The organism is Gordonia terrae (assembly GCF_001698225.1).
Lineage (GTDB): Bacteria > Actinomycetota > Actinomycetes > Mycobacteriales > Mycobacteriaceae > Gordonia > Gordonia terrae.
This window is the reverse complement of sequence record NZ_CP016594.1, coordinates 4,755,478-4,770,175: the sequence shown is the minus strand read 5'-3', so window position 1 is coordinate 4,770,175 and position 14,698 is coordinate 4,755,478. Positions and strand designations below refer to the sequence as shown.

The window sequence follows — 14,698 nt, the reverse complement described above, 5'->3', positions numbered from 1 at the left end:
ATGAACACTGTCTGGTCCGGCTTCGTCCGGCAATGTGTCGCCGCCGCGGGAATGATCCTGGGTCTCACGCTGATCCTCGGCCTCGCCTATCCGGCTGCGGTGTGGGCGATCTCGCGGGTGAACACCGCAGGCGCGGAGGGGTCGCAGGTCTCCGACGCCGCGGGCTGCCCCGTCGGATCCACGCTGATCGGTCTCGATCCGCAGGTCGAACCGGGTGCGCCCGACCCGTACCTGCACGCCCGGGTCCTGGGGGCTGCCGGCGAGCCGATGGCGACCGGCGAACCGTCGGCGTCGGCGGCGACCAACCAGGGACCCAACAGCGAGGTCCTGCTCACCAACGTCGCCGCGCGACGTGCGCTGATCGCCGAACGGGAGGGGGTCGCACCGGCACAGGTCCCGGCCGACGCGGTGACCGGATCGGGCTCGGGACTCGATCCGCACATCAGTCCCGAATACGCCGGTCTGCAGGTCGCAAGGCTGGCCCGCGAGAACCGTCGCACGCCCGCGGAGATCGAGGCAGTCATCGACGAGCACACCGAGGGCCGACAGTTCGGATTCCTCGGGCAACCACGCGTGAACGTCCTCGAGGTGAACCTCGCGCTGGGTCATGCGCCGCCCGGCTGTCGCGCCCCGTGACCGACGTTAGACTCGGCCGATGACCTCACCGGCCGGACTCTCCGAGGGGCGGGGGACACTGCGGGTGTTCCTCGGCTGTGCACCCGGTGTCGGGAAGACCTACGAGATGCTCGCCCAGGCCCGAACCCTCGTCGACGAGGGGACGGATGTCGTGATCGGCATCGTCGAAACCCACGGCCGGGTGGCCACTGCCGCGCTTGCCGAGGGACTGGAGACCGTTCCGCGCATCAGCCGGTCGTACCGCGGGACGCCGCTGGAGGAGATGGATCTCGACGCGGTGCTGGGTCGCCGACCGCAGGTGGCACTCGTCGACGAGCTCGCGCACACGAATGTCCCCGGATCTCGAAATCGCAAGCGGTGGGCCGATATCGACGAGTTGCTCGGTGCCGGCATCGATGTGTACTCGACGATCAACATCCAGCACCTGGCGAGCCTGAACGATGTCGTCGCCCAGATCACCGGAGTGGTGCAACGGGAGACCGTGCCCGACGACATCGTGCGCGGTGCCGACGAGATCGAACTCGTCGACATCGATCCGCAGGCGTTGCGGCAGCGCCTGTCCGCGGGCAAGGTCTACCCGGGCGGGCGTGTCGAGGGTGCCCTGGCCAACTACTTCCGGCAGGGCAATCTCACCGCGCTCCGCGAACTCGCGCTGCTGTGGCTGGCCGACCAGGTCGACGACAAGCTCGCGGATTACCGTGCGGCACATTCGATCACCGAGACGTGGGAAGCGCGTGAGCGGGTCGTCGTCGCCGTCACCGGCGGCGCCGAGTCGCCGACGCTGCTCCGGCGGGCGAGTCGGATCGCATCGCGTTCGAGCGCGGAACTGCTGGCCGTCCATGTGGTCCGCGGCGACGGGCTGACCGGTGCGGGGATCGACCTCGCCGCGCTCAAGGAGCTCGCCGCGGGATTCGGGGCACGGATCCACACCGTCGTCGGCGACGACATCCCGAGCACGCTGCTGGAGTTCGCCCGTGGGGTCAACGCCACCCAGCTCGTTCTCGGGACGTCGCGGCGACCGAGGTGGCAGCGGATCTTCGACGAGGGTGTCGGGGCCGCCGTGGTCAGCGAGAGCGGCCGCATCGATGTGCACATGGTGACCCATGACGAGACGACACGACGGTCCCGGCTCGACATCCGGGACACCCGCTTCCACCGGCCGTTGAGTTGGGTGTTCGCGGTCGTGGTCCCGGTCGGTCTCACCGGGCTGCTGCAGGCACTCGATCCGTGGTTGGGCTTCGCCAGCCAGTCGGCGCTGTACTTCGTCGCGGTGCTCGCGGTGTCGATGCTCGGCGGCATCCTGCCGGCTGCTCTGTCGGCAGTGATCTCGGGGCTGCTGCTGAACTTCTTCTTCACCGACCCGCGATTCACGTTCACGATCAGCCAGCCCGACAATCTGATCACCATCCTGGTCATGCTGATGATCGCGATCGCGGTTGCCGCGCTGGTGGATTCGGCAACCGTCCGGCGCGCGCAGGCGCAGGACGCCGCGCGCGAGGCCGAGTTGCTGGCGCTGTTCTCCAGCGTCGTGCTCGGCGGTGCCGACGTGCCGGTCCTGCTGGAACGATTCCGAGAGACCTACGACCAGGCGGCGGTGGCGGTCGTGCGGCGGACCTCACGCTCGACTCGCACGGTCGAGGCCGCGGTGGGTCCCTCGCCACCGGCGACACCCGAGGACGCCGACACGGTGTGCGTCGTGCCGGGCGAGACGTTCGAACTGCTCCTGCGCGGACCGAAACTCGGTGCGCGGGACCGCCGTGTACTCGCGGCGGTGGCCGGGCAGGCCGCGGGCGCGGTGCAGCGTCACGCCCTGGAAGCCGAGGCGGCGACGGCCGAGGCGCTCGCGCGCACCGACGAGTTACGCCGAGCTCTGCTCTCGGCGGTCAGCCATGACCTGCGGACACCACTGGCCGCGGCGAAGGCCGCGGTGTCGAGCCTGCGCAGCGACGACGTCACCTTCAGCGCCGAGGACACCGCAGAACTGCTGGCGACCGTCGACGAGTCGGTCGACCACCTCACCTCGCTGGTGGGGAACCTGTTGGATTCCTCCAGGCTCGCCGCGGGCGCGGTCCGGCCGCACCGGCAGCGCACCTTCCTCCCCGAGGTCGTGCATCGCGCCGCCGCGGCGGTGGCCCGACTCGATCCGGAGCCCGCCCTGTCCTTCGACCTCGGGCACGCCTGGGCCTACACGGATCCCGGATTGCTCGAACGTGCGCTGGCGAACCTCATCGACAACGCGCGGCGCCACGCCGGCGGCCATGTGGAGATCACCGCCGGGTTGACCGCGGCCGACCCGCCCCGATGTGTGATCCGCATCGTGGACCATGGACCGGGTCTCCCGGTCGAGGACCGCGACCGGGTCTTCGCGGCCTTCCATCAGGGAGGTGACACCAGCGGCGCGTCGTCGGGGGTGGGTCTGGGGTTGTCGGTGGCACGGGGATTCGTCACCGCGATCGGGGGAGTGCTCGCCATCGAGGACACGCCGGGTGGCGGTGCCACGATGGTCGTCGACCTGCCCGCGACCGACGACGACGCTCCCGTGGTGGCGGGAGGGCCGGCCGGATGAACCCGGAGACATCGACGACCGACAAGACGAGGGTCCTGGTCGTCGACGACGAGCCGCAGTTGTTGCGGGCCTTGCGGATCAACCTCAACGCGCGCGGCTTCGCGGTGACGACCGCGGCCACCGGTGCCGCCGCGCTGACGGCGGCGGCGCGGGAGAACCCGCACGTGGTGGTGCTCGATCTGGGCCTGCCCGACATCGACGGCCTGACGGTTCTCGAGGGGTTGCGCGGATGGACGACCGTTCCCGTCATCGTCCTGTCGGCGCGGACCGATGCCGCCGACAAGGTCGTCGCCCTGGACTCGGGGGCCGATGACTATGTGACGAAACCCTTTGGCATGGAGGAGTTCCTGGCCCGGTTGCGGGCCGCACTGCGGCGTGGCTCCGCGTCGAACGCGACGTCGGAGTCCCCGGTGGTGGACGCGGGCGCGTTCGTCGTCGACCTCGCCGCGAAACAGGTGACTCGCGGGGGAGTTCCGGTCCATCTCACGCCGACCGAGTGGGGCATCCTGGAACTGCTGGTACGTCACGAGGGAAAGCTGGTGTCGCAGAGCGATATCCTGACCTCGGTCTGGGGTCCGGGATATCTCGGTCAGAGCAACTATCTGCGCGTCTACCTGGCGAGCCTGCGGCGCAAACTCGAAGAGGATCCAGCACATCCCCGCCACCTCCTCACCGAGGCCGGGATGGGCTACCGATTCGTCCGGTCGGGGCCGGGATGATCGCCGCCTCCGACATCCCGGCCGGATTGTCGGATCAGGCCGAGTTGGGGCCGCTCTGGGCGGACTGGCTGCGACGCCTCCCGGTCACGATCTCGGGACTCCTCGACGAGTGGGCCCTGCGCCGCGACGGCGACGAGTTGTGGCACGGGTTCGAATCGCTCGTGGTCCCGGTGTTCGATCGCGAGGGTGCGCCGGCTGTCCTGAAGGTGGCGTTCGACGGAGACGACGAGGGCGCGCACGAGGCTCTGGGACTGCACCATTGGCACGGTCGTGGGGCGGTGCGAATGCTGCGCGCCGATCCCCGTCGCCGCGCGATCCTCCTCGAACGACTCACCCGACGCGACCTGACGACCGTCGACGACGACGAGGCCTGTCTGGTGGTCGCCGGTCTCTACGGCCGGTTGCACATCCCGGCGCCGGGCCGGCTCACGCCACTCACCGCGCATCTGGAGCGGTGGCTGGACGACCTGGCCGGCATCCCGCGCGACGCGCCGGTGCCGAGACGCTTTGTCGAGCAAGCGCTCTCCCTCGGCCGGGACTTCCTCGCCGACGCCGCCACCGTGGGCGTCATCGTGCACGGCGACCTCCACCACGAGAACGTCCTCGCCGATGCCGACGGCCGCTGGGTCGCCATCGATCCCAGCCCGATGTCGGGTGATGCACACTACGAACTCGCCCCCATGCTGTGGAACCGTCTGGACACGCGCGCTTCCGACGTGCGATACGACATCCGCCGGCGCTTCTCCACGATCACCGACGCAGCGAACCTCGATCCGGATCGTGCGCGCGACTGGGTCATCGTGCGGATGATCCTCCACGCGCACTGGGCGATCGAGGATGCCGACCGTGCGTCGCGCGCACTGCGCCCGACCGACCGTGAGTGGATCACGACGTGCGTCACGGTCGCGAAGGCAGTGATCGACTGACCGTGCGTCCGATCCTGTTGACTGGGTGTCGTGATTCGTCGACTGTGCGTCAGTTCTCGTCGACCGTGCGTCCGATTGTGTCGACTATGCGTCGGATCCCGTTGACTGTGCATTGTTGCGGCCTCCGGTTTCTTCGACAGTTCGCCTCCTGTGGGGTTGAACCGGCGCCCCTTCCGCTGGTTGAGCCCCCAACCCGCTGGTTGAGCCGGCCCCGAGCGGAGCGAGGCGCCGTGTCGAAACCACCTGGTGACCCGAGGAACTCAGCCACCCGCAAACCGGCCAGAACCATACTGCAACTCGCAGAGTTCATTTCGTCGACGACGATCTCACCTGCGGTGGAGACTCTTTCGAAATTGTCGGTGGTCGGGTTTACATTGGTTGGTAACAGATCACGCGCGATCGGGGCGGGTGACGAAACAGGCGTCGGGGGGCGTGGTGAGGGTGTGGACCGATCTGCCGGGCGAGTTCGTCGCCGGGGTCGACCCTGCCTGCGCGGCCGAGACCGACATGGTCATGTTGATGGCCGGCCTCGACGCGTCACGACGCGGAGAGTCCTATCTCGCCTGGCATCGGTATCAGACGATCGCGGTGATGGTCGACCGCCTGGTCACCACCAGCGCGTCGGGATTCGTGATGGACGGCCACGCCGACTGCGCCGCCCGGATCGCCCGTCAAGCCGCGGTGTCGCGACGGCAGGCAGAGATACTCATCGACGACGCTACCGCGCTACGAGACCGGCTCCCCGAGGTCGCGGACACCCTGCGTGACGGGATCCTGTCGCAGTGGCAGATTCGGCTGATCATCTCCCGCACCGAGTTGATCCCCGCCGATGACCCGATCACCCCCGGCCTGGATGCCGAGATCGCCGCGACGATTCGCCGGCGCTCGGGCGTGTGGGACCGGGCGCGGCTACGGGACATGGTCGACCGACTGGTCTTCCGGCACGACCCCGATGCGGTACGCCAACGCCGCAAAGACGCGATGGGTCAACGGGGGGTGTGGACCCATGAACTGCCCGACGGCACCGCCGAACTCACCGCCGTGATGTCGGCAGAGAACGTGCGGATCTCGGCAAAAGCCGTCCGCGTCCTCGCTGATGCGGTATGCAAACGAGACGGGCGCAAGCGCGGGCACCGCCAGTCCGATGCGATGTTCGCGCTGTTGACCCGCACGGCATTCGAGTGCCAGTGCGCCGACGACGAGCCCTGCACCGCGGACATCCCGGACCCGCAGAGTGTCCTCGACGCGATCCGCGCCGAGGTCGTGATTCATGTGGTGACCGATGCCGCGACCCTGGCTGGTGCGCCGGGGGTGGGGTTCCTCGATGAGCACGGCATAATCTCCGATGAGCATGTGCGTGACCTCGCGGCCCGCCCGGACGCCACGCTGTCCCCGGTCACCCCGGCCCGCACCCAACCGACCTATGTGGCCCGCAGCAGCGACGATGCGCAGCGGCGGACCGCCGGGCGCCCGGCACCAGACGAGACACCGCAGTCCGACAGCGAAAACTATCCCACCGCAGCGCAATTCGACGACTCGACCGATGCCACCACCGCATCGGTCGCAGTGGTGTATCCGGCAACCCATCCCGGCAACGGGTACCGGCCGACCACGTCGTGCGCTGACTTCGTGCGGGTGCGGGACGGTTATTGCACCGAACCCGGCTGCACCCGTTCAGCGTTCGCCTGCGATCTCGACCACGTCTCCGAATACGACCACACCGACCCTGCCCGGGGTGGGGCGACGTCGAGTGAGAACCTCAACGCCAAATGCCGCCCCAGTCATCTCCTCAAAACCCACGGTGACTGGGTCGACGTGCAATACCGCGACGAAGACGGCCGCCTGGTCACCGAATACGAGACCCCCGAAGGGGTCACCCTGCCCGGGGATGCCGAAACCCTCGAAGACACCTTCCCCAACCTGCGGCGAATCCGGTTCGAACAAGCCGCTCAAGCCCCACCCACCCCACACATCATCGCTTCCGCCGACAACTCGGAGCGCCCCTATAGCCGACTGGACGCCAAACTGGCCCGCCGGCGACACGAACGCGCCCGCAACAAACGAGCCCGCGAAGAACTCGACCGCCTCGACCCGCCGCCGTTCTGACGATCTCATCCCTCGGGGCTGGGGACAGCGGAGCTATGGCGGAACCAGTGCAACCTGTTGTGCGGCATGTGGTTTCGCTGGGCTCCTCGCTGCTCAATCAGCGGGTGGGTCGGGCGGAGAGGTGAACAGGCTCCCGAGGCCGGGCACCTCGACCGAGAGACCGGCAAGCCGGAGCCCCTCCCACGCGGTGACCTGGTTCGCCGTGAGCACGGGTTTGCCGACGTAGGCCTCGAGGCCGGTGATCCACGTCGCGGTGTGTAATGCGGTGTCGGGAACCACGATCGCCTGTGCCGAATCGCAGTCGGCAGCCGCGAGCATCTCGAACAACCCGTCACCGTCGAACGTGCCTGCCTCGGTGGCGGTCCCGATGTCGTTGGCGCGCAGGGCAACAACCTCGACACCGGCGTCGGCGAGGAACCCGATGAACCGGGCGGCCAGCGGCTCCGGGTAGGTCGCGGCGATCGCGACCCGCGACAGGCCGAGATGCCGGCACGCCCCGGCGAACGCTAGCGATGTCGACGAGGCCGGACGGCCCGCCCGGTCGGCGACGTCGGCGGCCTGGCGTCGGGCGCCGTGGAAGCCGTAGACGAAACTGCCGGAGGTGCACGCCCACATGACCGCCGATGGATGGTGGTCCAGCGCTCGCCGAACGCCGTCGGCGAGGCGGCCCCGTTCGCCGACCGCCGCCATGGCCTCGACGGTGTGATCGTCGGAGTCCACCTCGGTGATGAGGACCGGCAATCGGACCCCGAGGGAGGGTGCCGCGGCACCGATGGCCGCCTCGATGAGTTCGTAGTCGTCCTCGGCGGCGTGGCCGGGATACAGCATGGCGACGGCAGTTGTCACGCCCACACCTCCAAGGTAGATTGTCAACAATCTACCAACTCTTCGAGGGGGCGCATGTCGGACGCCACGCGGTGGCTCAGCGCCACGGAACTGGCCGAGGCCTACCGTACCGGTGCGCTCACACCGGAGACGGTGGCCACGGAGCTGCTCGACGCCATCGAGGACGTCGATCCGCCGATCAATGCGTTCTGCCTGGTCGACCGGGGCCGGACGATGGCTGCGGCCGTGGAATCCACGGCGAGATTCGCGGCCGGGACGCCCATCGGTCCACTCGACGGAGTGCCCGTCTCGATCAAGGACCTCCTCCTCACCGCCGGATGGCCGACACTGCGCGGTTCGCTGATGATCGAACCCGATCAGATGGTCTGGGACACCGACGCGCCGGCCGTCGCCCGTCTGCGTGAGGCCGGTGCGGTGTTACTCGGCAAGGTCACCACGCCGGAGTTCGGCTGGAAGGGCGTGACCGACAGTCCGCGGACCGGTGTCACCCGCAACCCGTGGGATACGACGCGGACATCGGGCGGGTCGAGCGGGGGCAGTGCCGCGGCCCTCGCCGCCGGTCTGGGGCCGCTGTCGGTCGGCACCGACGGTGGCGGTTCCATCCGTATACCGGCCGCCTACTGCGGCGTCGTCGGGTTCAAACCCACGATGGGACGGGTGCCGATGTATCCGCCGAGTCCGTTCGCGCCGGTGGCACACGTCGGCCCGATGACACGGACCGTGTCGGATTGTGCTGCGCTGCTGGATGTTTTGAGCGGATTCGACGCGCGCGACTGGTCCGCCCTGCCCCCGTCGTCGACGAGTATGGCCACGGCGGTCCACGAGGTTCGCGACCTCGCGGATCTCCGTGTCGGGTACAGCGCCGATCTCGGATTCGGCTCGAATGACCCAGGTGTCCAGGCGAATACCGATCGGGTCGCATCAGTCCTCGAGCAGCTCGGGGCGACGGTGGAGAAGGTCGATCTGGGCTGGGATGACCCCGCCTGGGCCTATCACGTCATCTGGTTCGCCGGTGCCGGCGTCGTCGTGCGGGGGCTCGGCCCGCATGCCGCCGAGCGGGTGGATCCGCTGCTGATCGAAGCGCTCGAGCGCCACCGCGACCTCAGCGCGGCCGATGTCGTCGGTGCCACCGCCCTGCGGATGGAGATTGGCACCCAGATGAGCCTTCTCCACCAGGAATTCGACGTCCTGCTGACCCCGTCGATGCCGACCGTCGCATTCGGGGCCGGTCGCACGGTTCCCGACGGGTCGGCATCTCCCGACTGGACCTCGTGGACCCCCTACACCTACCCGTTCAATCTCACCGGCCAACCGGCGATCTCCGTGCCGAGCGGATTCGCCGATGGTCTGCCGACCGGGGCGCAGTTCGTCGGCGCACGCCATCATGACGCAACCGTTCTGCGCGTCGCGGCGGCGTACGAGGCGGCCGCCGGCTTCACCATGTTGGGGGATCGGCCGTGACGGAGGAACAGCGGACGGGCGCACGGTCCCGAGATGACCGATTCATCACCGTGACACTGGAGAAGCGAGGCGTGCGCGCGGTGGCGCGGATGCTGGATGCCGAGGCGCCGCGCACCGCCGCCGCGGTCTGGGACGCACTGCCGCTGGGAGGGCAGGTTTTCCACGGCAAGTTCGCGCGCAACGAGATCTACACGCTGCTGCCGGCCTTCGCTCCGGCGGAACCGGGGATGGAGAACACCACCATCACCCCGATCCCGGGTGATCTGTGCTATTTCACTTTCGACGGGGTGCTCGAGAACCCGGCCTACGGCTACGACAGCGGATCGGCCCCCGCCGAGCATCGGCTGCTCATCGACCTCGCGGTGTTCTACGGCCGCAACAATCTGCTGGTCAACGGCGATGTGGGCTGGGTCCCGGGCAACGTGTTCGCGACCATCGTCGAGGGTCTCGACGAGTTCGCAGCTGCCTGCAACGACGTCTGGATGGGCGGCGCGCGCGGGGAAACACTGACTTATGCGCGCCATTCACGGTAAGAAAGAGGGGATGACGGTGACGATGAAGGTGGGGGCCGAGACTCCGGGTCCGGAGGATCCGGGAGTTGATCGAACCGTCGTTCACCAGCCAAAACGGAGCAAATCGCCACGTCGCCGGGTGTTGTCGCCGCTGGTTCAGGAATCGACACCGGCGATCATCGCGCGTAAGTTGCACGATGCGATCGCAAACGGGGACTTCGCACCCGGCTCGCAACTGACGGAGTCGGGGCTGGCGGCCGACCTGGGCGTCAGTCGTGGTCCCCTCCGCGAGGCCATGCAGCGTCTCACCGCCGAGGGGTTGCTGGTCAGCCACCGCAACCGCGGGCTGTTCGTGGTGTCGATGGAGGACGAGGACATCCGGGACATGTACGTAGCGCGGACCGCCGTGGAACGTGCTGCCGCGCAGCAGGTGATTGCGCATCGCGAGCAGGAGGCGGTGCAGGCGCTGGGTGAGGCCGTCGACGCGATGCGTGACCACATCGGCGAGCCCAACGGCGCCGGGATGGCGGAGGCGGACATGGCTTTCCATCAGACCCTGGTGGAATACGCCGGAAGTCAGAGGCTTTCGCGCCTGCACGAGACGATTCTCGTGGAGACGCGAATGTGCCTGCGAGCCATGCGGGGAACGTATTCCTCGGGAAAGGATCGGATCGACGAACACCAGGCGTTGGTGGACGCCATCGCCGCGGGAGATGCCGCGGCGGCGGATGCTCTGATGATCGAGCACATGGCCGACGGGTTGCGTCGCCTGATCGGTGACGGCGAGGACGCCGCGAACCTTCAGGTGGCCAGGGGCTGATCGCCCGCGGCCGGAGAGCACACAGTCGAGAACGTCGCTGAGTGCATCTCGTGGGTCCACCGAGCGCTGCACGACGAGCTCGACCCTCAGCGGCCCCACGAATCAGGAAGCGCAGATGAGCGACACGACGACAGCAGACACATACGAGCAGCTCGCACCGGACCCGAACTCTCCCGAGGGCAAGAAACTCCTCCGAAAGGCCATCGGCGCCTCGGCGATCGGCAACGCCACCGAGTGGTATGACTACGGCGTCTACGCCGCGGCCTCGGTCTATCTGACCCAGGCATTCTTCCCGGGCGATTTCGGAACCGTCGGCACCATGCTCGGTTTCGCGATCTCCTTCGTGCTGAGGCCCCTGGGCGGCATGGTCTGGGGACCCATCGGCGATCGTATCGGCCGCAAATCCGTTCTCGCGATGACCATCCTGCTCATCTCCGGCGCGACCGCGCTGATCGGTCTGCTGCCCACACACGCGTCCATCGGCTTCTGGGCGCCGGTCCTGCTGATCCTGCTCAGGGTGATCCAGGGCTTCTCCACCGGCGGTGAATACGGCGGTGCCGCAACGTTCATGGCCGAGTACGCGCCCGACAACAAGCGCGGCAAGTACGGATCGTTCCTCGAATTCGGAACGCTGGCCGGCTTCTGCGGCGGCACACTGTTCGTCCTGCTGTTGCAGCTGGCGCTGACCGACAGCCAGATGGACCAGTGGGGCTGGCGTATCCCGTTCCTGCTCGCTCTCCCGATGGGCCTGATCGGTCTCTACCTGCGGTCGCAGATGGAAGACACCCCCGTGTTCCAGGAACTGGAGCAGGACAACGAGATCAAGGGGTCGGCCTGGACCCGGTTCAAGGACCTGCTGGTCAACTACCGGCGTCCGATCATCACGATGTTCGGTCTGGTGATCGCGCTGAACGTCGCCAACTACACCTTGCTGGCCTACCAGCCGACCTATCTGCAGAACACGATCGATCTGTCCGAGACCTCCGCCAGCGTCGTCAACCTCATCGGTCAGCTGGTCATGATGTTGCTGATCCCGTTCTTCGGATGGTGGTCGGATTCGACGGGCCGCAAACCGATGTGGTGGGGTTCGCTGATCGGCCTGTTCGTCCTCGCCTTGCCGCTCTATTGGCTGATGGGGCAGGGGTTCGCCTGGGCGATCGTGGCATTCGTCATCCTGGGCGTGCTCTACATACCGCAGCTCGCGACCATCTCGGCGACATTCCCGGCGATGTTCCCCACGCAGGTCCGGTACGCCGGTTTCGCGATCTCCTACAACGTCGCGACCGCCGCCTTCGGCGGCACAGCCCCGCTGGTCAACGATGCCGTCGTCGAGAGCACCGACTGGAACCTGTTCCCGGCGGTCTACATGATGGGCGCGTGTGCCATCGGCATGGTCGCCCTGTGCTTCCTGAAGGAGACCGCGGGGGCCTCGCTCCGCGGCACCGAGATCCCGAGCCTCGAGAACGATTTCGCGGCGCTGCAGGGTCAGAAAGTCGGGAAGTAGGCGGGGGGCTTCGACAGGCTCAACCGGCGGAGCTGGGCTCAACCGGCGGAGCTGGGCTCAACCGGCGGAGCCGGCTTGACCGGCGGATGAGCCGAGTAATCGCATCGCGGCGAGGGCGTACGCTCTCGCCGCGATGACCAGATCGGCGATGGCCACCGACTCGTCGGGCTGATGGGCGTCGGTGTTGATGTTGCCCGGACCGAGGACGATCGACGGGACGCCGAGGTCGCGGCTGACGAACCCGCCGTCACAGGCGGCGGTCCAGCCGCCGACCGACGTGTCGGCACCGGCATCGATGACCGCGCCGACGGCCGTGGTGACGAGCGGATGTGCGGCGTCGGTGGCGAAACCGGGCATCTCCATGGTCACCCGGACGTCTACGGTGATGCCGTCGGTGTCTATCCCCTTCTCGCGGATCGTGGTTCGGAGCATCTCGGCGATCCGATGCGGGTCCTCGTCGGGCATCAGTCGCCGGTCGATGCCCAGCGAACAACCCGGTGCGACCACCGAGATGCCCTGCCCGCCCGCGATCGTCCCGACATTCCAGGTGCCGTGGCCGAGCAGGTCGTCGGAGTTCCCGGCCAGTCGCGCGGCGTCCACGCGGATGATCTCGACGATGGCGGCGGCGGCGTCGATGGCGCTGCGTCCGTCCGCGGGGCGTCCGGAATGCGCGGCGCGTCCGGTCACCTCGATCTCGATGTACGACGCGCCGCGGCAGCCGCGGACGACCTGCATGGCGGTGGGTTCGGCGACCACGCAACCGAGGAACTCATGATCGGCGGGACGGCTCACGAAGTCCCGCACTCCGATTCCGTGCTCCTCCTCGTCGACCGTGCACACCAGTCGGACCGGTCCGGCGAGGTCGGTGCCGACCTCAGGAGTCCGAGTCAGCGCGCTCATCGCCGCGACGACGGCGGCGAGTCCACCCTTCATGTCGGTGGCACCGCGACCGTAGATGCGGCCGTCGCGGATGCGGACCGTGTACGGGTCGGCCGACCAGTTGGGTCCGGCCGGGACCACGTCCGAATGACCGAGGAACATCAATCCCGGTGCTGTCCCGGCACCCACGGTGGCGACGAGATTGGGTCTCCCGGGGGCCACCTCATGCGTCGTGACCTCGAAACCGAGCGCGCGGCAGGCGTTGCCGAGCACCGCGACCGCGGCCGATTCGGTGCCGCCGGGATTTTCGCTGGGCGCCTCGACCAGGGCCGAGGTGAGCGAGGTGATGGCGGCCTCGTCGATGAAACCGAGTACTGCGGACTCGGCTGCGGTCAGGTCCTGTTCACCACTCACCCGGCCATCTTCTCAAGACTGGCCGTGAGACGTCGAACACCCTCGTCGATTCGCTCGGGCGTGCTCGACGCGAAACACAGACGCATCGAATTGCGGAAGCGGCCGCCCGGTGACAGCGCGGGTCCGGGGATGAACGCGACCCCGTCGGCGAGGGCGACCTCGAAGAGTTCCCGCGTGTCGATCTCGGCGAACTCGTCGCGCAGCGTGACCCACAGGAAGAAGCCGCCCTCGGGATTCGTGGTCACCACCCGATCGCCCAGATGACGCCCGATGGCGTCGAGCATGGCGTTCTTGCGCTCCCGGTACAGCACCCGGATCCCGGCGAGGTGGTCCTCGAGACCGCCGCGTGCGATGTACTCCGCGACGATGTGCTGGTTGGGCACGTTGGTGCAGGTGTCCATCGCCTGCTTGCCGTTGATGAGCAGTTGACGCAGTGACGGATCGGCGTCGACCCAGCCGACCCGCCAGCCCGGGGCGAGGATCTTGGAGAAGGTGCGCACCGAGAAGATCAGCGGATCACCGGGACTCAGGGTCTGGAAGGTCGGGATGTCGGTGCCGGCGAACCGCAGCAACCCGTACGGGTCGTCGTCGATGATCACCGACCCCCAGGTGTGCGCCAGCCGCAGCAGCTCGCGGCGTCGTTCCTCGGACATGGTGACGCCGGACGGATTCTGGAACGTCGGGATGGTGTAGATCGCCTTGGGCGTCTGACGGGTACGAGCAACCAGCGCCTCCAACTGATCGACCTGCATGCCGTCGTCGTCGACGGGCACCTCGAGCAGTTGCGCGCCATACGACAGCGCGGTGGCGCTGCCGTTGGTGTACGTCGGGGACTCGACGACGACCAGGTCGCCGGGGTCGACGAACAGCTTGCAGGCGAGGTCGAGTCCCTGCATTCCCCCGGTGGTGATGACCAGCCGGTCCAGGGACGACGGATCGGGAGTCGTGGCCAGATAGTCGACGAGGAGCTGCAGCAGTCGGGGCTCGCCCTCCGTCGCCCCGTAGGTGAACGACGTGTTGTCCAGGATCTCCCCGGCGATCTGCCGGAACTCGTCGGCCGGCACGGCCTCGTCCGCCGGCGAACCCATCGCGAAACGCACGATGTCGTGGGACTGGGCGGCCAGCAGCGAGGTCGACGAGTCGATCATCGAGCCGACGAGGTCCTTGGCGCGGCCCGCCAGCGGCAGTGTCGGTGCCGAATGCCGGTTCTGGTAGGCGGTTTCGGTTGTGGTCATCTCGTCACCTCGTCTCTCGCCCTTCGTGGCTCGTCGCTTGCGCTCCTCGCACCTCAGGGATCAGGGTTGTGCTC

Annotated in this window: 12 protein-coding genes; 9 read left to right on the top strand and 3 right to left on the bottom strand. The window is 68.1% G+C overall.

Going from position 1 to position 14,698, the window contains the following annotated elements; all coding sequences use genetic code 11:
- The 5 genes from BCM27_RS21120 (at position 1) to BCM27_RS21100 (ending at position 6,953) form a co-directional block, all read left to right on the top strand.
- Positions 1–636, top strand: a complete 636-nt coding sequence (locus BCM27_RS21120) for a potassium-transporting ATPase subunit C (protein WP_004021313.1) — start codon at positions 1–3, stop codon at positions 634–636.
- A 19-nt stretch (positions 637–655) separates the two neighbouring features.
- On the top strand, positions 656–3,202 hold the full coding sequence (locus tag BCM27_RS21115) for a sensor histidine kinase (RefSeq protein ID WP_004021314.1): 2,547 nt from the start codon (positions 656–658) through the stop codon (positions 3,200–3,202).
- Complete coding sequence (locus tag BCM27_RS21110) at positions 3,199–3,921, top strand: response regulator (RefSeq protein WP_004021315.1); 723 nt, start codon at positions 3,199–3,201, stop codon at positions 3,919–3,921. The genes BCM27_RS21115 and BCM27_RS21110 overlap by 4 nt, the downstream gene beginning before the upstream one ends.
- A complete protein-coding gene (locus BCM27_RS21105) occupies positions 3,918–4,847 on the top strand; it encodes an aminoglycoside phosphotransferase family protein (protein WP_004021316.1) in 930 nt (309 codons plus the stop codon). The genes BCM27_RS21110 and BCM27_RS21105 overlap by 4 nt, the downstream gene beginning before the upstream one ends.
- A 441-nt stretch (positions 4,848–5,288) precedes the next feature.
- Positions 5,289–6,953: an HNH endonuclease signature motif containing protein gene (locus tag BCM27_RS21100; RefSeq protein WP_039866060.1), complete on the top strand. Its 1,665-nt coding sequence runs from the start codon at positions 5,289–5,291 to the stop codon at positions 6,951–6,953.
- Positions 6,954–7,046: 93 nt separating this feature from the next.
- On the opposite strand, the gene BCM27_RS21095 is transcribed toward BCM27_RS21100, so the two are convergent.
- The gene (locus BCM27_RS21095) at positions 7,047–7,799 is read right to left on the bottom strand and encodes a maleate cis-trans isomerase family protein (protein ID WP_004021318.1); all 753 of its coding nucleotides are present in this window, start codon (positions 7,797–7,799) and stop codon (positions 7,047–7,049) included.
- A gap of 54 nt (positions 7,800–7,853) precedes the next feature.
- Here BCM27_RS21095 and BCM27_RS21090 point away from each other — a divergent pair, with 54 nt between their 5' ends.
- The 4 genes from BCM27_RS21090 (at position 7,854) to BCM27_RS21075 (ending at position 12,096) form a co-directional block, all read left to right on the top strand.
- Positions 7,854–9,260, top strand: coding sequence for an amidase (locus BCM27_RS21090; RefSeq protein ID WP_004021319.1), 1,407 nt, complete (start codon positions 7,854–7,856; stop codon positions 9,258–9,260).
- Positions 9,257–9,793 (top strand): DUF3830 family protein, encoded by a 537-nt coding sequence (locus BCM27_RS21085; protein ID WP_004021320.1) that lies wholly within the window; start codon positions 9,257–9,259, stop codon positions 9,791–9,793. The genes BCM27_RS21090 and BCM27_RS21085 overlap by 4 nt, the downstream gene beginning before the upstream one ends.
- 10 nt (positions 9,794–9,803) lie before the next feature.
- On the top strand, positions 9,804–10,592 hold the full coding sequence (locus BCM27_RS21080; protein WP_172622069.1) for a GntR family transcriptional regulator: 789 nt from the start codon (positions 9,804–9,806) through the stop codon (positions 10,590–10,592).
- A gap of 115 nt (positions 10,593–10,707) precedes the next feature.
- Complete coding sequence (locus tag BCM27_RS21075) at positions 10,708–12,096, top strand: MFS transporter (protein ID WP_004021322.1); 1,389 nt, start codon at positions 10,708–10,710, stop codon at positions 12,094–12,096.
- 57 nt (positions 12,097–12,153) lie between these two features.
- On the opposite strand, the gene BCM27_RS21070 is transcribed toward BCM27_RS21075, so the two are convergent.
- Together BCM27_RS21070 and BCM27_RS21065 are read right to left on the bottom strand one after the other, a co-directional pair.
- The gene (locus BCM27_RS21070) at positions 12,154–13,389 is read right to left on the bottom strand and encodes a M20 family metallopeptidase (protein WP_004021323.1); all 1,236 of its coding nucleotides are present in this window, start codon (positions 13,387–13,389) and stop codon (positions 12,154–12,156) included.
- Positions 13,386–14,624 (bottom strand): aminotransferase-like domain-containing protein, encoded by a 1,239-nt coding sequence (locus tag BCM27_RS21065; RefSeq protein ID WP_004021324.1) that lies wholly within the window; start codon positions 14,622–14,624, stop codon positions 13,386–13,388. Before BCM27_RS21065 ends, BCM27_RS21070 begins: the two co-directional genes overlap by 4 nt.
- Between the last annotated feature and the right edge of the window lie 74 nt (positions 14,625–14,698).